This window comes from uncultured Microbacterium sp. (genome assembly GCF_945952435.1).
Lineage (GTDB): Bacteria > Actinomycetota > Actinomycetes > Actinomycetales > Microbacteriaceae > Microbacterium.
In genome coordinates, this window is record NZ_CAMFHZ010000008.1 from 48,876 (window position 1) to 66,891 (window position 18,016).

Below are 18,016 nucleotides of genomic sequence, written 5' to 3' on the forward strand. Positions count from 1 at the left end.
GTTCATTTTTTTGAACATGTTCGATAATGTGAGGTCATGACCTCACCTCGCTCGTCGACCTCGCCCTACGCGGTGGCGTTGGGGCGACGCATCGACGAGCTCCCTCCGCGTGTGCGCGCCTACTTCTCCCCTCTCCCGGAGGGCGCCGTCGGTATCGGACGCGGCGAGCTCTCGCACCTCGGCACGCCCGGAAGGATCCGCAGACGAGTGCTCGCCCCCCTGTTCCGACGAGCGGACCAGGACGGCGCGGTCTGCGCGGATTCGGCCCGCAACATCGCGTTCTCCGTCCGCAACCGGGGCGGCGACGGCCTGATCCGTGCGACCCGCACCTTCCACCTCCCGGATCGCACCTGGGTCATGCACGACGTCGTCTCGCCCCTGCCGGGGAGCAGGGTAAGGGATCGGATCGGGCGGTCGGGGATCCTCGTCGCCGTCTTCGCGGTCGACGTCGAGCACGGCGCGCTCGTGCTGCGCTCCACCCGGGTGGGCATCCGTATCTCACCCCAGCTCCGTCTGCGGCTGCCGCAGCTCCTGGCACCGCGGATCCGCCTCACGGAGAGCGACGATGTCGGGACCGACCGGCAGCGGGTCGCTCTGACCGTCGACATGCCGCTCCTCGGTCGCATCTACGCGTATGCGGGGACGTTCGCCTACGAGATCCGCACAGCGGAGGAGGAGAGCCCATGAGCAACGCCGACGAGGGCAGGGTGGTGCTGGGCGGATCCACGGGCTTCCTCGGAGCCGCGCTGGACCGCCACTGGCGGGCGCGGGGCAGGGAGGTCGTGACGATCTCGCGTCGGGGCGCCGACCTCATCTGGGAGGATCAGGCCGGGATCGACGCCGCCGTGGACGGGGCGGCGCTCGTGGTCGGCCTCGCCGGGAAGAGCGTGAACTGCCGGTACACGCCCGAGAACCGGGCGGAGATCCTCCGCTCCCGGCAGGACACGACGATCGCGCTGCGCACGGCGATCGAGCGCGCGGACGCACCTCCCCCGGTCTGGCTCAACGCCTCGACCGCCACGATCTACCGCCACGCGGAGGATCGCCCCCAGACCGAGTCGACGGGCGAGCGGGGCCACGGCTTCTCCGTCGAGGTCGCGAAGGCGTGGGAACGCGAGCTCTTCCGCGGCGACCTTCCGGCCACGCGGCGCGTGGCCCTGCGCACGGCGATCGTACTGGGCGACGGCGGGGTGCTCGCCACCCTGCGCACACTCGCCCGAATCGGGCTCGGCGGCACCCAGTACGACGGACGATGGCCCGCGAGCCCTGCCCGCCGTGCGGCAGGCACCGCGCACACCCGCGGCGCGCGGGGCGGACGGCAGCGCTTCAGCTGGGTGCACATCGACGACGTGTGCGGAGTCGTCGACTTCCTCGAGCGCACCCCGGATCTCGACGGCCCCGTCAACGTCGTCGCGCCCTGGGCGAGCGACAACCGCACGCTCATGGCGATCGTGCGCCGGGTGCTCGGCGTCCGGGTCGGCGTCCCGTCCCCGCGTTGGATGCTGGAGCTCGGCGCGATCGGCCTGCGCACGGAGACGGAACTGATCCTCAAGAGCCGATGGGTGGCCCCGGAGAAGCTGCTCGCGGCCGGCTACGCGTTCCGCCATCCGGATCTGGAGAAGGCGATCCGCGCCTCCTTCGCGGCACCGCGCCGGACGAGCACGGGCGTCACCGTCCGGCAACCGCGTCGCCTGCGTCCCCGCGACGCGCCGCGAAGTTGACATTGGACATGTCCAGTGATCCCCTAGACGAGTGGTCGGCTCTGTCGGGAGAGCGACCCGCCGCCGGGGGGCACGGTGGGTCCTAGCAGTCTGGGAGGCTAGGACCCATCCTGGCCGCCCACCGCGATCCTGCTCCCGCGCGGCGGGGAGCGGATCCCGCGCCGCGTCGATGAAGCGGGGAGGCCCGGACGGTCGCGGAGTCCGGACACCGGGAGGGTGAATGTCGAAGCGCCGTTGGGCAGAGGTCGCCTCCGAGATCGGAGGACCGGCGCAGCTGTTGACGATCCTCCTTCTCGAGGTCGGATGGAGCAGCCGAAGCCTCGTTCCCACGATCACCGCCGTCGTGACGATGGGGGTGATTCCCTATGGAGTCACCGTCTGGCTGGCCCGTACCGGCCGCGTCAGCGATCGATTCGTCCGAGACCGCCGTCAGCGCACCCCGATCCTGCTGGGCACTCTCGGCATCTTCGTTCTGGGCGGGGGCGCGGTCTGGCTCATGGGGTCCCCCGCTCCCCTGCGCGCGCTCGTCGTCGTCGCCGGCGGGGGGCTGGTTGTCGTCACACTCATCACCGTGTTCTGGAAGGTGTCCGTGCATGCGACGCTGGCGGCCTTCTTCGCCGCCATGCAGATCGTGCTGTTCGGCGGGTGGGGCGCGTGGGGTCTCGTCGTGCTCGCCGCGGTCCTCTGGGCGCGGAAGGCCCTGAGCGCGCACTCCGTCGCGCAGCTCGTCGCCGGGACGATCCTGGGATGTGGACTCGCCGTCGCATACCGCGTCCTCGAATCCGCGCTCACCTCATGAGGCCCGTGCGCTTGTGCGATGCTGAGGGCGACCAGCGACCGAGGAGCCTCATGATGGACAGGCCCATGCCCAAGCCAGCCGAACTGTCGAAGCGTCTCCGCCTCGCCTTGGACCGGGCGGCGATTCGACGCGGCGCCCCCGTGCAGTTCCCCGAGGTGCGCGCCTTCCTCACCGGTCAGGGGCTGCACATCTCGCGAGCGCGCTGGGCGTACTTTCTCGCGGGCAGCGACATCCAGACCAACGATCGGGCGCTCCTCGCCGCGCTCAGCGATCTCCTCGACGTCCCTTCCGACTATTTCTACACCGACGACATTCCGGAGAATCTGGCCGATGACGTGGATCAGGTCGTCGCGATGCGCGCGGCGAAAGTGCACGACTATGCGGCTCGGGCACTCGGCGGACTCGCGCCGGAAGCCCTCGACGCCATCGCCGAGGTCCTGCGGGACATCGAACGCGAACGCGGCCGCGGCCGCGGCCGCGGCCAGGATCTGTGACGACGCGGCGCCGACGAGGAGACACACCATGGGCGACTACGCGCTTCGACACCCTGAGAGGGCCGCACACGAGGCTTTCGAGCTCATCAACACCCGGTCGAGGCCGACGATGGACTCCCTCCTCGCGGACGTCAGCGAGGCCACCGGCAAGAGCATCGACATCCGGGAGATGTCGATGCTCGGCACCTGGGGCGCCGCCGCGCTCTGGATGGACCTCGGCGATCGCCATCTGATCCTCGAATCGGCGCCCACCTCCTCCCACCACCGCGCCTGGGTGCGGGCACACGAGTTCGGCCACATCGTGTACGCGCACCTGGGCTGGGCCGATCCGCCCGCGCACGCGAGAACCTTCGCCGAGGCCGGGCAACTTCTCGACGCGGCCCGGCAGCACAGCGTCGACTTCCGGCGACCTGCGGAGCAGGCAGCCGAGGCGTTCGCCCGTTACGCCGACCTTCGCATCCGCGAGGCGCACGGCGGCGGCCATGACAACGACTACACCGCGGCCCTCTCATGATCCTGCTCGCCGCGCTCGTGCTCCTGTTCCTCTGGGTTCTGACCGTGTCCACAGGATTCCGGCTCGTCTCGCCCCTGAAGGCCGTCGGCCGGCGCAGTCCCGTCGGCTTCCTCGCATCGCTGTGCGCGGCGCTCGCCCTCACCACCAACTTCCCGCCCGTCTACATCGCGGTCGACCACCTGCTGGGCGGGCGGAACTTCGCATCGCTCACGCAGCACACCTTTCTGGCGCTGGCGTCGTACTTCGTGATGGTCCTGATGCTCCGGTCGGTGGGACTGCTGACGAAGAAGGCCCGTGCGATCGTGACCGTATCGCTGGGCGTGACTCTGGTCGTGCAGACGGCAGCGTTCCTGCTCATCTCCCCGCTTCCGACGACGACGGAGCTGATTCCCGCTGCGCACACGCAGGTGTCGACCCTGGTCTACTCGACCATCCACACGCTGTACTTCGGTGTCGCGTGCGCCGTCGCCGTCGTCGTCGGGGCGATGCTCGCCGAACGCCACCGAGCGCTGTCGATCCGGATCTCTGCCATGGCGCTCCTGGTCGGCGGGGGTGCGGGCCTCGTGAACATCGGCATTTGCGTGTTCCGCGACACCGCCCGGTTCCTCGGAAACACGAGCGTCGAGGCCCTCGATCCGATCTACCGGGTCCTCCTCGTGCTCATCGCATTCGGCTTCAGCGTCGGGCTGTCCGTGCCCGCCATCGAGGGATCGATCCGTCGTCGCCGACTCGGGAGGACGCTTCGCACGCTGCAGGGCGCTCTGGCACGCAGCGAGCACGAGGGGTGGAAGCCGTCTCGTGTGGTCCGCGAGGCGGACCTGCAGACCGCGACCCCGGATGCGTTCCGTACCCTCAACGAGGCGGTGATCCGGCTTCGCGATGGGCAGATGTTCGGAACGGGACCGGAGCTCACCGCTGCGGAGACCGAGGCCCTGGACACCGCGGAGCGCCTCCTGCACGGGTCGGCCGGCAAGACCGGCCGACGGGCGACCGCGACGAGGGCGTGACGGCGGTCCGCGACATGTCCACCGCGGAGCCCGCGACTTCGGGGTTCCCGTGGCTAGACTCAAGGGAGTCCACGTGGCTTGGCCCGTGGGAGTTCTCATCGACGCAGAGCACCTGCCCCCCGGGGCTCTGCGCGGGTGAGAACTCGACGCCCCGGGCTTCGCCCCGGGGCGTCGCTGTTCCCGCTCCGCGTCCGGATCCGCCCCGGCTGGAGAGGTGCTTCACGACGGGGTCAGCGCCCGACGATCTCCCGGACCGCCGCGTCGAGGGCCGGGTAGCGGAACGTGAAGCCGGCGTCGGCGAGGACCGCCGGCGCGACCCAGTTGCTCTTCAGCACGAGCTGCGATTCGGCCCGCAGCACCGCCATGCCCGGCTCCAGGACGAAGCGGGGTGCCGGCAGTCCGATCGGCATGCCCACCGCCCGGCGCAGCGTGCGCATCAGCTCGATGTTCGGCACCGCCTCGGGAGAAGCCATGTTCACGGGTCCGCTCACCTCGTCGTGGTCGCGGAGGAAGCGCACGGCCTGCACGTAGTCGTCCTCGTGGATCCAGGAGAACCGCTGCCGCCCGTGCGAGCGCACGTAGTCGGGCTCCGGCGCGGGCGTGGGGTGCTCGCCGATGCCGCGATAGCGCCCGTGCGGGAACCACCAGCCGTCGTACTGCGCTCCGCCGGCCCCGAGGCGAGCGAGGCGCAGGAGCAACCGCATGACCGGTGCGCGCCGCCCCAGTACGAGGGTCGTGCGCAGCGCGATCCGACGGGTGCCCGGCAGGTCGCCGGCGAACAGCTCCTGTTCCCAGGCCCGCGTCACGTCGGGCAGGAATCCGCCGTCGCTCTGCGGATCCGCCTCCGTCTGGGCACCGTCCAGCGCATAGCGGTACGCCCCCGCGGAGCTGCCGTTGATCCACAGCGGGGGCGGAGCGTCCGCCTCCGCGATGGCCGCGTGCAGGATCCGCGTGGTGCGCAGACGGGAGCGCAGGATCTCCTCGCGGTTGCGGTCGGTGTAGCGGCAGTCGATGCGCCGCCCGGCGAGCCCGACGACGACCGCGGCGCCGTCGACCAGGGAACGCACCCCGGCGCGGTCGTCCCAGTGCGCGTCCGCCTCCGACCGTCCGATCGTACGCACGTCGTAGCCGTCGGCGCGCAGCGCCCGGCCGATCGCGGATCCGATGTACCCGCTTCCCCCGCCGATCACGGCCCGAGGGTGTGCCTGCGCGGCGCTCATCCCTCCGCCCCCTTCTCCCCGCCGCCCTGCGCCTTGCGTCGCTTCTCGATCTCCGCACGCAGCCGCCACTCCTCGATCTCGCGGTCGAGGTCGGCGATCTGCTGCTCGGTGCTGCGGCTGTCGGCGGGGCGGGCGGGCGCCGGAGCCGGATCCGGGGTCCGGCGTTCCCGCGCGGGGCGCGGCATGCGGATCCCCTCCCGGTCGTACTCGCGTCCCACGAGGAACCAGATGAGGGATCCCGCGAGCGGGATGAGGATGACGAGGATGATCCAGAAGGCCTTCGGCAGGTACTTCACCTGGTCGTCGCGTCGCGTGATGATGTCGACGAGCGCGCCGATCAGCAGCGCCAGCATCAGGATCGAGAACAGGACGGCCATGGCGACAGCCTAAGAGACACGCGCCCCGGAACCTACGTCGCTCAGGGCAGCGTGTGCCCTGCCGCACGGAACAACTCGTACCATTCGGCGCGGCTGAGCGCGACGTCCGACCCCCGCGCGGCCTCGCGCACCCGCGAAGGCGTCGTCGTGCCGAGCACGACCTGCATGCCCGCGGGGTGACGGGTGATCCATGCGGTGGCGATCGCGGTCGGCGTCACCGCGTGCGCCTCCGCGATGCGCGCGAGGGCCTCGTTCAACTCCGGGTAGGCGGGGTCGTCCAGGAACACGCCGGTGAAGAGGCCGGACTGGTACGGCGACCACGCCTGGACGGTGATGCCCTCGATGCGGCAGTACTCGACGATGCCTCCGCCGTCGCGGCCCACGCTCTGCTCCAGCGCGGCCATGTTCGCGGCGAGCGGCTGCGCGATGACCGGCGCGTGCACGATCGAGAGCTGCAGCTGGTTCGCGACGAGCGGCTGCGTCACCGCCGTCCTCAGCAGATCGATCTGACGCGGGGTGTGGTTCGAGACGCCGAACGCGCGCACCTTCCCGCTCGCGTGCAGCTCGTCGAAGGCCCTCGCGACCTCCTCCGGCTCGACGAGCGCGTCGGGGCGGTGCAGGAGGAGCACGTCGATGCGGTCGGTCCGCAGCGCCGCGAGCGACCCCTCGACCTCGCGCAGGATGTGGTCGTAGGAGAAGTCGAACATGCCCTGGTCCGGCACGATGCCGCACTTGGTCTGCAGCGTGATCTCGTCGCGCTCGGCGGGCGACAGCGCGAGCGCGTCGGCGAACCTCGCCTCGCAGCCGTGCATCGCGCGGCCGTAGATGTCCGCGTGGTCGAAGAAGTCGACGCCGCTGTCCCTCGCGGCGTCGTACAGCGCTCGGATCTGCGCGTCGCTGCGATCCTCGATGCGCATCATCCCGGCGATCACCGCGGGCGCGGTGCTCCCGGCGAAACGCACCTGTTTCATGCGGTGCTCTCCTCGGAGGTGGTGTCGGGGGCGGTCGTCGCGGCTCCGGGCCGGTGCACGAACGCGCGATAGTCGTCCGCGGCGAGGTCGGCATAGGCGTTGGCCCACTCGACGAGGACCGTCGCGAGCTGCACGCCCTTTCCCGCGTACCCCGCGACCTCCGCCGCAGACGGGGCCTGCGCGTGCGCGCGGGCGAGCGTGATGGCGCAGGCGACCGCGTATTCACGATAGCCCTCGTCCTCGACGACGTCCGTGTCGATCGCCCCCTTCATGTCGTGGAACTGGCGCACGTAATAGCTCTGCTCCACGCCGCGGATGTGCCCGAGGAACGGATCCGAGAAGGCCTGCAGCACCCGCTGCATCGCGACCACCCGCGCCCCCTCCCCGCCCTCGGCGATCCGGCGCTGCATCTCGGCGGGCTGGGCGATCCCCCCGTACGCCGCCAGCACGCTGCGCCCCGCTTCCTTGACCTGGAGGATCATCGGCTCGGCGTCCGGCGTTCCCAGCATCGCGAGGTAGCAGCGCGTGCCCACGCTCCCGACGCCGACGACCCTCCGGGCGATGTCCCGCAGGCGATACTGCTGCAGCAGCAGCTGGATGTCGACGTTCGCCGACGCCGCATACCGGCCGAACGCGTGGTCCCCGATCGCGTGGATGTCGGCGCCGACGTGGGTCATGACCGGCGGCTGCTCGATGAAGCGGGGGTGGCCGTCGTCGCCCGCGACGGTGAGCTTGCGCACGGCGCGCCGGCCGGTGCGCTTCTCCGCCGCCGTGATCGCCGCCTGCAGCTCCTGCCGGGAGGTGGCGTCGAGGCCGTCGAGCACCGCGGCCGGGTCGAAGTGGGCGAAGTAGCGACGCAGCGGATCCCGGTGGACGGCGGCCTGCAGCGCGCGGCAGTAGGCGAGGACGCTGCGCCGGGCCGCGTCGTCGGCGACCGCCGCGCCCCGTGTCTCGCGCGCCCCGATGACGACGCTCGCCACGAGGCGCTTCAGATCCCAGTCCCAGGGCGTCCAGGCGGCCTCGTCGAAGTCGTTGAGGTCGAACAGCAGCGTGCGCTGCGGCGAGGCGAAGAAGCCGAAGTTCCCGATGTGCGCGTCGCCGCAAGAGGGGACGAGGATGCCGGTGTGCGGCGCGCGCGCCAGATCCGCCGCCATGATCGCCGCCGTGCCGCGATAGAACGCGAACGGATCCGCCGCCATGCGCTCGGCGCGCAACGGCACGAGATCCTGCAGCCGCGTCTCGTCCTGCCGGGCGAGGATCCCGAGCGGATCCCTGGCGTCCGTCGCGATCTCCGCGAGAGCGGTGCGCGGCGTGCGCTGCCTGGCCGCGCGTCCCGCGGCGATGCCTCCGGCACGGGACAGCATCGGCTGCCCGACGAGGTTGGTCTCGACCATGCCCCATATTGTCCCTTCCGCGGCCGGTTCCCGGTGGTATCGCGTCGACTCGGCACGCCGCCACGCCGTTTCGTACGTTGCCTTGCGCGTCGCATCCGGGGGATGATCTCCGATGCATCGAAGAACGGCTGTCGACCCGGGGCGGCCCAGAGGAAAGGCATCGCAATGAGCGAGCAGACCCCCGGCCGCGCCGTGGATCCCGAGGACGCCCTCGAGAACGAGCGCGAGCTGACCGGAGACCGGTTGACCGCGGTCGAGGACTTCTCCAGCGAGGACGCCGGCTACCACAAGGCGCTCAAGCCTCGTCAGATCCAGATGATCGCGATCGGCGGGGCGATCGGCACGGGCCTGTTCATGGGCGCGGGCGGACGCCTGGCGTCCAGCGGACCGGCCCTCATCCTCGTGTACGCGGTCTGCGGCTTCTTCGCGTTCCTCATCCTGCGCGCGCTCGGCGAGCTCGTGCTGCACCGCCCCTCGTCGGGGTCGTTCGTCTCCTACGCCCGCGAGTTCTACGGCGAGAAAGTCGCGTTCGTCAGCGGCTGGCTGTACTTCCTGAACTGGGCGATGACCTCCATCGTCGACGTGACCGCCGCGGCGCTCTACGTCAAGTTCTGGGCGCACTACTGGCCGCCGCTGCAGGCGGTCCCGCAGTGGCTCATCGCGCTCGTCGCGCTCGTCGTGGTCCTCTCGCTCAACCTCGTCAGCGTCAAGGTCTTCGGCGAGATGGAGTTCTGGTTCGCGATGATCAAGGTCGTCGCACTCGTCGCGTTCCTCGTCATCGGGACCGTGATCCTCGTCCTGCAGGGCTCGACCGACGTCGGGCCGACCGGGTTCTCGATCATCGCCGACCACGGCGGCGTCTTCCCGATGGGCGTGTTCGCCCCTCTCATCGCGATCTCCGGCGTCGTGTTCGCCTACGCCTCGATCGAGCTCGTGGGCACCGCCGCGGGCGAGACCGCGGAGCCCGCGAAGGTCATGCCCCGGGCGATCAACACCGTCGTGATCCGGATCGCGGTCTTCTACGTCGGATCCATCCTGCTGCTGTCGCTGCTGCTCCCGTTCAGCACGTACAAGGCCGGGGAGTCCCCGTTCGTGACGTTCTTCTCGCACCTCGGCGGCGCGCAGACCGGGGCCGTCGCCGGATCGATCATGAACTTCGTCGTGCTCACCGCCGCGCTGTCGAGCCTCAACGCAGGCCTCTACTCGACCGGACGCATCCTCCGCTCGATGTCGGTGAACGGATCCGCTCCGCGGTTCACCGCGCGGATGAGCCGCAACGGCGTGCCCTACGGCGGGATCCTGCTCACCGCCGTCATCACCCTGGCCGGCGTGGTGCTGAACGCCGTCGTGCCCTCGCAGGCGTTCGAGATCGTGCTGGAGGTCTCGGCGCTCGGCATCATCGGCGGATGGGCGACGATCATCCTGTGCCAGCTGCGCCTGCACGCGCTCACGAAGAAGGGCGTGCTCGAGAGGTCGTCGTTCCGCATGTTCGGCGCGCCCTACACCGGCTACCTCACCCTGGCCTTCCTCCTGTTCGTGCTCGTCACGATGGGCTTCACCGAGACGGGCCGCTGGGTGCTGCTGTCGCTCGTGGTGATCGCGCCCGCGCTCGCCGTGGGCTGGTTCGCCGCGCGCAAGCGGATCCTCGCCGCCGCCGCGCAGCGCGAGGGATACACGGGGCTGCATCCCGTGCTGCCGCATCGCCAGGCCACGGAGGCGCTGCGCGACGACGACTGAGCGCGGTCCCGCTCGGCCGAAACCTCCGCGCGTCCCCCGCGTAACACCGCCGTCATCCGCGTCGCCCACACTGGAGCGATCGGTGCGGTGGGAGGTGGACCATGATCGATCCTCTGGGTGTGATCGTGCTGGTCGGCGCGCTCGTCGTCGCCGCGAACTGGCTCGCGCCGCTCCTGCGGATTCCGGCGCCGCTGCTGCAGCTGCTGCTGGGAGTGCTGAGCGGGTTCGTCCCGGCGGTGCGCGGGATCCACCTCCCGTCCGAGGTGGTGCTCGTGCTGTTCCTGCCGGCCCTGCTGTTCTGGGAGGCCGTGACGATCCCGCTGCGGGAGGTCCGCCGCGACATGCGGGTGATCCTGCTGCTCAGCACCCTGCTCGTGGTCGTCACCGCCTTCGGGATCGCCGAGACCGGGGTGGCCCTGGGCTGGAGCGCCGTCGCCGCCCTCGTCCTCGGCGCCGCGCTCGCCCCGACCGATGCGACGGCGGTCGGCGGCCTCGCCCGCGCGCTGCCGCACCGGGTCGCGACGCAGCTGCGGGCGGAGAGTCTCGTCAACGACGGCACCGCGCTGGTCCTGTTCACGATCACGACCGCCGTCGCGACGAGCGCGGCGACCGTGACCGGGTGGCAGGTCACCGGGCTCGTCGTGCTCGCGTACGCGGGAGGAGGCGCGGTCGGTTTCGCCGCGGGCCTGCTCGGCACGTTCGTGGTCCGAAGGCTGGACGACGCGATCACGAAGAACACGGCGATGGCGCTCATCCCGTTCGCCGCGTTCCTGGGTGCCGAGCAGGTGCACGCCTCCGGGGTCATCGCCGTGGTGGTCGCCGGGCTCGTCATCGGTCGGACGGGCCCCCGGGCGGGCACCCCGCTCTCGCGGCAGCAGATGAACTCGTTCTGGACCCTCGCGACCCGTGGCCTCAACGGTGCGCTCTTCGTCCTCATCGGCATCGAGGCGCAGTCGGCCGTGCGCGCCGTGCCGTCGGAGGCGGTGCCAGGGCTGCTGCTCTTCTGCGTGCTCGCCTGGGTCGCGCTCCTGCTGATCCGCTTCGTCTTCCAGATGCTCACCGCCTGGTCGCTCCGGCTGCTCGATCGCCGCCCGTCCCAGCGCAGCCGGCGGCTGCCGCATCGCGCCCGCGTCGTGTCCACGACGGCGGGCTTCCGCGGCGCGGTGTCGCTCGCGGTCGCCCTCGCCGTGCCGAGCGGGATCCCTGGGCGCGACGAGATCGTCTTCGTCGCCACCGGCGTGGTGATCCTCACGCTCGTCGTACAGGGCATGCTGCTGCCCGCCGCGATCCGCTGGGCGCGCTTCGAGCCGGACACCGCGCTGACGGATGAGCTCTCCGAGGCGCAGCGCGACACGACGCTCGCCGCGCTCCGGGCGGTGCCGTCGCTCGCCGAGCGGCTCCGAGCCCCGGAGAGCGTGCGCGATCGCATCGCCGCGGAGTACCGGGAGCGGCTGGAGCGGATCGACCGGGCGGCGGACGGCTCGGATCCGGCGCTCTGGGCGGCCGACGGCGACTACGCGCAGCTCGGTCTCGCGGTGCTCGAGCACAAGCGGGAGGTGCTGATCGGCATGCGCGACCGCAAGGTGATCAGCGACGCGACGCTGCGGGTGCTGCAGACCCGGATCGATCGGGATGCGCTGCGCCTGGCCCCGCCGCGTCCGATCGAGTAGAGCCGCATCCGCTCGCGCAGGGTTTGTGCGCCGACCGGGTCCCGTCGGCGTCGATGTCGGTGCCCCGGCGTAGCCTCGCAGCGAGGCGGATGGTCCGCCGAAGGAGCGTTCCTCATGGACTGGAAGATCGAGCTCATCTTCGTCCCCGTCACGGACGTCGATCGCGCGAAGGAGTTCTATCAGCGGATCGGCTTCCACGCCGACCACGACTCGACACCGATGGAGGGGCTGCGGTTCGTGCAGATGACCCCGCCCGGATCCGCGTGCTCGATCGCCTTCGGAACCGGTCTGGGGCACGAGGGCATGCGGCCGGGCCAGCAGGACTCGATCCAGGTCGTCGTCCCCGACGCCGACGGTGCCCTCGCGCAGCTGCAGGCGGCCGGGGTCGAGGCCCGCGGCGTGGAGGAGCTGAGCTGGGGGCGCTTCGTCACGTTCGCCGACCCGGACGGCAACGGCTGGACTCTGCAGGAGCTCCCGGACTATGCCGCCCAGGGCTGAGGCGCGGCGCTCCGCCGTCGTGCTGTCTCCCCCGCGCTGCGGTCCCCCGGCGACGGCGTGTGCGGCGCGTGCGGCTGGGCGAGTCCGGCCGCACGGCGCTAGCGTGGGGGCATGACCTCCCCGATCGATCCCACCTCCACTCCGGCCTGGACCGAGCTCACCGCGCTCCGGGATGCGTTCTCCCCCGACCTGCGCGGCTGGTTCGCCCGCGACGCCGATCGCGTGGAGAGCCTCACGTTCGATCTGGCCGACCTCCACGCCGACCTGTCGAAGAACCTCGTCACGCCCGAGGTGCGTGCGGCGCTCGTGCGCCTCGCGGAGCAGACGGGGGTCGCGGAGCGTTTTGCGGCGATGCTCGCCGGCGCGCACATCAACACCACGGAGGACAGGGCCGTGCTGCACACGGCGCTGCGTCGCCCCGCGGACGCCGAGCCCGCGCTGGTGGTCGACGGACAGGCGATCGACGTCGACGTGCACGGCGTGCTCGACGCGCTCTCCGCCTTCGCCGACCGGGTCCGTTCCGGAGAGTGGCGCGGCGTCACCGGCAAGGCCGTGACGCACGTCGTCAACATCGGCATCGGCGGATCCGACCTGGGCCCCGTCATGGTCTACGAGGCGCTCAAGCCCTACGCCGACGCGGGCATCCAGGCCCGGTTCGTGTCGAACATCGACCCCACCGACCTCGCCCAGAAGACCGCGGACCTCGACCCGGAGACCACGCTCTTCATCGTCGCCTCGAAGACCTTCACGACACTCGAGACCCTCACCAACGCACGCCTCGCCCGCGACTGGCTGTGGACGGGCCTCGAGGCTTCCGGGGCGATCTCGGGCGACGAGGCCTCCCGCACCGACGCCGTCGCGCACCACTTCGTCGCGGTCTCGACCGCGCTCGACAAGGTCGCCGAGTTCGGGATCGACCCGGTCAACGCCTTCGGGTTCTGGGACTGGGTGGGCGGCCGCTACTCCGTCGACTCGGCGATCGGTCTGTCGCTCGCGATCGCCCTCGGCCCCGCCGCCTTCCGCGAGCTGCTGTCGGGATTCCACGCCGTCGACGAGCACATGCGCACGACGCCGCTCGAGCGCAACGTGCCCGTGCTGATGGGTCTGCTCAACGTCTGGTACACGAACTTCCTCGGCGCCCAGTCGCACGCGGTGCTCCCCTACGCGCAGCAGCTGAGCCGCTTCCCCGCCTACCTGCAGCAGCTCACGATGGAGTCGAACGGCAAGTCCGTGCGCTGGGACGGGTCCCCCGTGACGACCGACACCGGGGAGATCTTCTGGGGAGAGCCGGGCACCAACGGACAGCACGCCTTCTACCAGCTGATCCACCAGGGCACCCGGCTGATCCCCGCCGACTTCATCGCCTTCGTCAACCCGGCCTATCCGCTGACCGACGACGGCCGCGACGTGCACGCGCTGTTCCTCGCGAACTTCCTCGCGCAGACCAAGGCGCTCGCCTTCGGCAAGACCGCGGAGGAGGTCGAGGCGGAGGGGACGACCGGTCCGCTCGTCGCCGCCCGCACCTTCCCCGGCAACCGTCCGACGACGTCGATCTTCGCCCCCGCCCTCACTCCGGCGGTGCTGGGGCAGCTCATCGCCCTGTACGAGCACATCACCTTCACGCAGGGTGCCGTCTGGGGCATCAACTCGTTCGATCAGTGGGGCGTCGAGCTGGGCAAGCAGCTCGCGCTCCAGATCGCTCCCGCGGTCGAGGGGGATCGCGAGGCGATCGCCGCGCAGGATCCCTCCACGCGTGAACTGCTCGCCTACTACCACGCGCACCGCAGGCACTGAGTCGCGCTCGTCGGGCGGCGGGCAGGCCGTCGCCCGGTGACCCCGGTCCGACCGCGGTCAGCGCCGGCGTTCCTGCACCGCCGAGGCCGAGCGCAGCAGATCCCGGAGCGTCGCGTCCGGCAGATAGGCGCCGGTCATCGCGAGGCCGATCCGCGGAAGATCGCCCTCGTCCCGATAGAGCAGCGAGAGCGGCTCAGAACGCGGGCTGAACTTCTGCTTGAAGCGGTGCAGCGTCGCGAAACCGTAGAGGGGCTCGATCGCCTCCGCGACCCGGTCGAGCACCTGTTCCACCGGACCGTCCTGCCCGCTCTCGGGGCGGACCAGGGGTGCGCCGGAGAGCGAGACGAACTCGTAGCCGTCCTCCGCGAACCGGCGGGCGCTGGCCGCGATGAGGAACTCCATCACCATCGGGAATCCGTCGTCGCGGCGACGCATGAGATCGAGCGTCCACCCGCGGATCCGCCCCTCCCCCGCGTACACCGGGAGCCAGGACGTCACGCCGTGCAGATTGCCGTCCTCGTCTTCGGCGATGCCGGTGAGCACCTCGGGCGCCAGGGCGTCGTCGACGGTTCCGAGCGTGAAGCGCATCTCCGGAAGGCCCTTGTCCCCCGCCCACTGCTCCGAGATCGCGCGCACCTGCGCGAGCACCCGCCACGGCTCTTCGGAGAGACGCACGAGCCGGAACCGGATCCCCTCCCGCTCCGCGCGGTTGAGCGAGGTGCGCACCGAGTTCCACTTCTTGCCCGTGAACGCGAGATCGGGAAGGTCCACGAGGGTGTCCTGCGCGACGACGAGCGCACGCCACCCCTCCGGGCGTGCCGCCGCGGCGGCCGCCCCTGCCGAGAACACGCACGGGATCAGGCCGACCTGCTGCGTCTCGGAGACGAAGCGCTCGATGGCCTGTCCCATGCGCGCCTGCGGAACCACCGGGTCGCCCAGCATGATCGCGACCCCGTTGTGCGCCTGGTACGCGACGAATCCGTCCTCCGCCGCGAGTCGCCGATTCGCCGGCCAGGTCGTCATCCAGCTGATCGTGCCGCCGCCGACGGCCTGAAGCCGCCGCACCGTCTCGGCGCGGTCCAGCGACGTCCCCCGGAGAACGCGACGGGAGCGCCGCATCGGGACGCGGAAGGATCCGCGGCCCAGGATGAGGAACACCAGCACGGCGAGCCAGAGCAGGGTCGGCACGAAGACCTGGCCGAGATCCGCCTGCACGTCGGTCGCACCGAGGGCGACGACCACGGGGACGATCGCGATGACGAACAGGCCGAAGAGCACGTTCAGCCATCCCCACGCCTGCACGATGATCCAGGCGAAACGGTAGCCGCGGCGGATCCCGTCGGAGAAGAGCGCGATCACGATCACGTCCGTCGCGACGTCCAGGAACGAGAACGCACCGGGCGTGTGCTTCCCGAGCGGCCCGTCGTAGGGGACGAGCAGATCGATCAGCTCCACCGCACCGAGCACGAGCAGGCCGACGAATCCGATGAGCCGCCACTCGCGCTCGCTGGGGCGCCCTGCCCGGTGCCGGTACGCCGGAAGGAACCCGGTGAGCAGGAGCGCCGCAGTCACCACGAGAACGTGCTCGACGTCGGCGAGGCGGCCGAGATAGAGGAAGAGCAGGGCGACCGTGGTGCCCACGGCGAGGCGGGCGCGCAGCCGCCACGGCGCGCGCAGTGTGGCGATGGCGAACACGAGCAGCGCCAGAGCGCCGACCGCGGGGCCTGCATCCGTCCTGCTCGCCAGATGCGCGACCCATTCCCAGCCGATGGGCCGCAGGGCCGCGAGCAGCCCCGCCGCCCCGAGCACGCCGAACAGGTGCCCGGCGCCGAACACGAGGGCCGCCCGCCGGGTGCCGATGCGCCATTCGCCCCATCCGATCGCGAGGAGCGCGAGCGGCAGGCCCACCGCATAGCGCAGGGGCGAGTCGAGCACGAACGGCGAGCTGAGCGGCGTCCACCAGTGCCCGGCGCCGAGCGCGGGAAGGCCCGTCGCGACGAACGGGAACCACGGCTGCGCGGACGCCGGCGTCACGAGGGAGCCGGTCAGCACGGCGACGAGGAGGATCGCGACGAGCAGCGCCAGCGTGAAGGGCAGCCGCCTCAGGATCGTCCACCACCGTCGCGCCGTCGGCGCCTCGTCTCCGCTCACGGCGACAGTCTAGGAGCGCGCCGCGGCGCGCGTGCGACGAGGCTCGCGGGTTCGCGGATCCGCCGACGTCGTCGCCACGGACCGGTTCGGTTTCGAGGAACGGACCTCAGGAGCGCGGCTGCGGCGCGAAGTACAGGTCCGCGTGCAGGGCGCAGCGCGGGTTGAACCCCGTTCCGCACCGAGGACAGGCCGTGACCGCGAGGTACGCGGCGATCGACAGCTCCGCCCCGCACGCACCGCACAGGATGGCCGTGGCGTCCCGGCGATCGGCCGGCCAGGTCCGCGCCGGGTGGTCGGCCGTCTCCTCGTGACAGGCGTGACACGGGTAGTACTCGCCGCAGCAGGCGAAGCGGATCGCGACGATGTCGAGCGCGGTGCGGTAGTGCACGCAGCGGGTCTGCGCGTCGACGGGGCGCCCCCGCATCGTGCGGCGCGGATCCGACGGCGCCGCATCGCGCAGGGCGGTCTGATCGGGCATGTCGTCCACCCTACGGCGGCGACGCCGAGAGGCGGCCCGGCCGTCTCCGACCGGGCCGCCCTCTCGTGCGTCAGACCGTGATTCGTCAGACCGTGATTCGTCAGACCGTGGCGTCGTCCCGATGCGGAAGCACCCATCCCGCGCGCGGGAAGTGGCAGGTGTAGCCGTCGGGGTAGCGCACCAGGTAGTCCTGGTGCTCGGGCTCCGCCTCCCAGAACGGACCCTCGGGCTCGATCGTGGTCACGGCGGGTCCGGGCCACAGGCCGGAGGCGTCGACGTCGGCGATCGTGTCGCGCGCGACGCGCTCCTGCTCCGGCGAGAGCGGGAAGATCGCCGAGCGGTAACTCGACCCGATGTCGTTGCCCTGACGGTTCAGGGTCGACGGGTCGTGGATCTGGAAGAAGAACGCCAGGATGTCGCGGTAGGTGGTCTTCGTGGGATCGAAGACGATCTCGACCGCCTCCGCATGACCGGGGTGGTTCCGGTACGTGGCGTGGTCGTTCGATCCGCCGGTGTAGCCGACGCGCGTGTCGAGCACCCCCGGCTGGCGGCGGATCAGGTCCTCCACGCCCCAGAAACAGCCGCCCGCGAGCACCGCGGTCTCGGTTCCCGGCGTGCGGGTGATGGTTCCGATGTCGGTCATGACTGCTCCTCGGCGGTGGTGTCGTGGGTGAAAAGGGCGCTGTATCGACCGTAGCCCTCCTCCTCCAGGCGGGAGGCCGGGATGAAGCGGAGAGCCGCGGAGTTCATGCAGTAGCGCTGCCCGCCGCCGGAGGCGGGACCGTCGTCGAAGACGTGCCCGAGGTGGCTGTCCGCCCCGGAGGAGCGGGCCTCGGTGCGCGTCATCCACAGCGTGCGGTCGGTGCGCGTGGTGACGGCGTCCGCGTCGATCGGCCTCGTGAAGCTCGGCCATCCCGTGCCGCTGTCGAACTTGTCGGTCGACGAGAACAGAGGCTGACCCGAGACGACGTCGACGTAGATGCCCTCGTCGTGATTGTCCCAGTAGGCGTTGTGGAACGCGGGCTCCGTGCCGTCGCGCTGCGTCACCTCGTACTGAGCGCGCGTGAGGGCGTCCACCGCCTCGGGCGTCTTGGCGTAGTCGTGCGACATGATTCTCCTTTTCTGACGCGGCTGGCTGCAGCGTCATAGAGAAGAACCGTGGAGGGCCGGGATTTGGTCCCGTGGGGCTGG

At 71.1% G+C, this 18,016-nt stretch carries 18 protein-coding genes; 10 read left to right on the plus strand and 8 right to left on the minus strand.

The genetic code is table 11. From position 1 onward, the window contains the following. Positions 1–36: 36 nt before the first annotated feature. From Q0P88_RS05930 to Q0P88_RS05955, 6 genes are all read left to right on the plus strand, one after another. Positions 37–687: a DUF4166 domain-containing protein gene (locus Q0P88_RS05930; protein ID WP_295012083.1), complete on the plus strand. Its 651-nt coding sequence runs from the start codon at positions 37–39 to the stop codon at positions 685–687. Beyond that, positions 684–1,721 carry an epimerase gene (locus Q0P88_RS05935; protein ID WP_295012085.1) on the plus strand — a complete coding sequence of 346 codons (1,038 nt, stop codon included), beginning with the start codon at positions 684–686 and terminating at the stop codon, positions 1,719–1,721. Before Q0P88_RS05930 ends, Q0P88_RS05935 begins: the two co-directional genes overlap by 4 nt. A 220-nt stretch (positions 1,722–1,941) precedes the next feature. After that, positions 1,942–2,520 carry a hypothetical protein gene (locus Q0P88_RS05940; protein ID WP_295012087.1) on the plus strand — a complete coding sequence of 193 codons (579 nt, stop codon included), beginning with the start codon at positions 1,942–1,944 and terminating at the stop codon, positions 2,518–2,520. A gap of 50 nt (positions 2,521–2,570) precedes the next feature. Continuing rightward, on the plus strand, positions 2,571–3,014 hold the full coding sequence (locus Q0P88_RS05945; RefSeq protein WP_295012089.1) for a hypothetical protein: 444 nt from the start codon (positions 2,571–2,573) through the stop codon (positions 3,012–3,014). 28 nt (positions 3,015–3,042) lie between these two features. Next, entirely contained in the window at positions 3,043–3,528 is a 486-nt protein-coding gene (locus tag Q0P88_RS05950) for a hypothetical protein (RefSeq protein WP_295012091.1), read from the plus strand. Next, positions 3,525–4,535, plus strand: a complete 1,011-nt coding sequence (locus Q0P88_RS05955) for a hypothetical protein (protein WP_295012093.1) — start codon at positions 3,525–3,527, stop codon at positions 4,533–4,535. The genes Q0P88_RS05950 and Q0P88_RS05955 overlap by 4 nt, the downstream gene beginning before the upstream one ends. Before the next feature lie 230 nt (positions 4,536–4,765). On the opposite strand, the gene Q0P88_RS05960 is transcribed toward Q0P88_RS05955, so the two are convergent. The 4 genes from Q0P88_RS05960 to Q0P88_RS05975 are packed head-to-tail and all read right to left on the minus strand — an operon-like array spanning position 4,766 to position 8,497. Further along, a complete protein-coding gene (locus tag Q0P88_RS05960; protein ID WP_295012095.1) occupies positions 4,766–5,755 on the minus strand; it encodes an epimerase in 990 nt (329 codons plus the stop codon). Then, positions 5,752–6,132: a PLD nuclease N-terminal domain-containing protein gene (locus Q0P88_RS05965; protein WP_295012097.1), complete on the minus strand. Its 381-nt coding sequence runs from the start codon at positions 6,130–6,132 to the stop codon at positions 5,752–5,754. Before Q0P88_RS05965 ends, Q0P88_RS05960 begins: the two co-directional genes overlap by 4 nt. Positions 6,133–6,173: 41 nt before the next feature. Continuing rightward, positions 6,174–7,103, minus strand: coding sequence for an aldo/keto reductase family oxidoreductase (locus Q0P88_RS05970; RefSeq protein ID WP_295012099.1), 930 nt, complete (start codon positions 7,101–7,103; stop codon positions 6,174–6,176). Further along, the gene (locus Q0P88_RS05975; RefSeq protein ID WP_295012101.1) at positions 7,100–8,497 is read right to left on the minus strand and encodes a DUF2252 domain-containing protein; all 1,398 of its coding nucleotides are present in this window, start codon (positions 8,495–8,497) and stop codon (positions 7,100–7,102) included. The genes Q0P88_RS05970 and Q0P88_RS05975 overlap by 4 nt, the downstream gene beginning before the upstream one ends. Before the next feature lie 165 nt (positions 8,498–8,662). Here Q0P88_RS05975 and Q0P88_RS05980 point away from each other — a divergent pair, with 165 nt between their 5' ends. The 4 genes from Q0P88_RS05980 to pgi all read left to right on the plus strand — a co-directional run bounded on the left by Q0P88_RS05980 (position 8,663) and on the right by pgi (position 14,196). Further along, positions 8,663–10,234 carry an amino acid permease gene (locus Q0P88_RS05980; RefSeq protein ID WP_295012103.1) on the plus strand — a complete coding sequence of 524 codons (1,572 nt, stop codon included), beginning with the start codon at positions 8,663–8,665 and terminating at the stop codon, positions 10,232–10,234. Positions 10,235–10,335: 101 nt separating this feature from the next. Beyond that, positions 10,336–11,904, plus strand: coding sequence for a Na+/H+ antiporter (locus tag Q0P88_RS05985; RefSeq protein WP_295012105.1), 1,569 nt, complete (start codon positions 10,336–10,338; stop codon positions 11,902–11,904). A 114-nt stretch (positions 11,905–12,018) separates the two neighbouring features. Continuing rightward, positions 12,019–12,402: a VOC family protein gene (locus Q0P88_RS05990; RefSeq protein WP_295012107.1), complete on the plus strand. Its 384-nt coding sequence runs from the start codon at positions 12,019–12,021 to the stop codon at positions 12,400–12,402. 111 nt (positions 12,403–12,513) lie between these two features. Next, positions 12,514–14,196 (plus strand): glucose-6-phosphate isomerase, encoded by a 1,683-nt coding sequence (gene pgi / locus Q0P88_RS05995; protein WP_295012109.1) that lies wholly within the window; start codon positions 12,514–12,516, stop codon positions 14,194–14,196. A 57-nt stretch (positions 14,197–14,253) separates the two neighbouring features. Here the strand turns inward: pgi and Q0P88_RS06000 are convergent, their stop codons facing one another. From Q0P88_RS06000 to msrB, 4 genes are all read right to left on the minus strand, one after another. Next, positions 14,254–16,347, minus strand: a complete 2,094-nt coding sequence (locus Q0P88_RS06000) for a bifunctional lysylphosphatidylglycerol flippase/synthetase MprF (protein ID WP_295012111.1) — start codon at positions 16,345–16,347, stop codon at positions 14,254–14,256. A 106-nt stretch (positions 16,348–16,453) separates the two neighbouring features. Continuing rightward, a complete protein-coding gene (locus Q0P88_RS06005; protein WP_295012113.1) occupies positions 16,454–16,825 on the minus strand; it encodes a CHY zinc finger protein in 372 nt (123 codons plus the stop codon). 100 nt (positions 16,826–16,925) lie between these two features. Next, positions 16,926–17,468, minus strand: a complete 543-nt coding sequence (msrA, locus tag Q0P88_RS06010) for a peptide-methionine (S)-S-oxide reductase MsrA (RefSeq protein WP_295012115.1) — start codon at positions 17,466–17,468, stop codon at positions 16,926–16,928. Further along, positions 17,465–17,935, minus strand: coding sequence for a peptide-methionine (R)-S-oxide reductase MsrB (gene msrB / locus Q0P88_RS06015; protein WP_295012117.1), 471 nt, complete (start codon positions 17,933–17,935; stop codon positions 17,465–17,467). The genes msrA and msrB overlap by 4 nt, the downstream gene beginning before the upstream one ends. Positions 17,936–18,016: the final 81 nt, after the last annotated feature.

Coding starts and splice junctions, on each gene's coding strand:
- Q0P88_RS05930 (WP_295012083.1), top strand. CDS start 37: ATGACCTCACCTCGCTCGTCGACCTCGCCCTACGCGGTGGCGTTGGGG.
- Q0P88_RS05935 (WP_295012085.1), top strand. CDS start 684: ATGAGCAACGCCGACGAGGGCAGGGTGGTGCTGGGCGGATCCACGGGC.
- Q0P88_RS05940 (WP_295012087.1), top strand. CDS start 1,942: ATGTCGAAGCGCCGTTGGGCAGAGGTCGCCTCCGAGATCGGAGGACCG.
- Q0P88_RS05945 (WP_295012089.1), top strand. CDS start 2,571: ATGATGGACAGGCCCATGCCCAAGCCAGCCGAACTGTCGAAGCGTCTC.
- Q0P88_RS05950 (WP_295012091.1), top strand. CDS start 3,043: ATGGGCGACTACGCGCTTCGACACCCTGAGAGGGCCGCACACGAGGCT.
- Q0P88_RS05955 (WP_295012093.1), top strand. CDS start 3,525: ATGATCCTGCTCGCCGCGCTCGTGCTCCTGTTCCTCTGGGTTCTGACC.
- Q0P88_RS05960 (WP_295012095.1), bottom strand. CDS start 5,755: ATGAGCGCCGCGCAGGCACACCCTCGGGCCGTGATCGGCGGGGGAAGC.
- Q0P88_RS05965 (WP_295012097.1), bottom strand. CDS start 6,132: ATGGCCGTCCTGTTCTCGATCCTGATGCTGGCGCTGCTGATCGGCGCG.
- Q0P88_RS05970 (WP_295012099.1), bottom strand. CDS start 7,103: ATGAAACAGGTGCGTTTCGCCGGGAGCACCGCGCCCGCGGTGATCGCC.
- Q0P88_RS05975 (WP_295012101.1), bottom strand. CDS start 8,497: ATGGTCGAGACCAACCTCGTCGGGCAGCCGATGCTGTCCCGTGCCGGA.
- Q0P88_RS05980 (WP_295012103.1), top strand. CDS start 8,663: ATGAGCGAGCAGACCCCCGGCCGCGCCGTGGATCCCGAGGACGCCCTC.
- Q0P88_RS05985 (WP_295012105.1), top strand. CDS start 10,336: ATGATCGATCCTCTGGGTGTGATCGTGCTGGTCGGCGCGCTCGTCGTC.
- Q0P88_RS05990 (WP_295012107.1), top strand. CDS start 12,019: ATGGACTGGAAGATCGAGCTCATCTTCGTCCCCGTCACGGACGTCGAT.
- pgi (WP_295012109.1), top strand. CDS start 12,514: ATGACCTCCCCGATCGATCCCACCTCCACTCCGGCCTGGACCGAGCTC.
- Q0P88_RS06005 (WP_295012113.1), bottom strand. CDS start 16,825: ATGCCCGATCAGACCGCCCTGCGCGATGCGGCGCCGTCGGATCCGCGC.
- msrA (WP_295012115.1), bottom strand. CDS start 17,468: ATGACCGACATCGGAACCATCACCCGCACGCCGGGAACCGAGACCGCG.
- msrB (WP_295012117.1), bottom strand. CDS start 17,935: ATGTCGCACGACTACGCCAAGACGCCCGAGGCGGTGGACGCCCTCACG.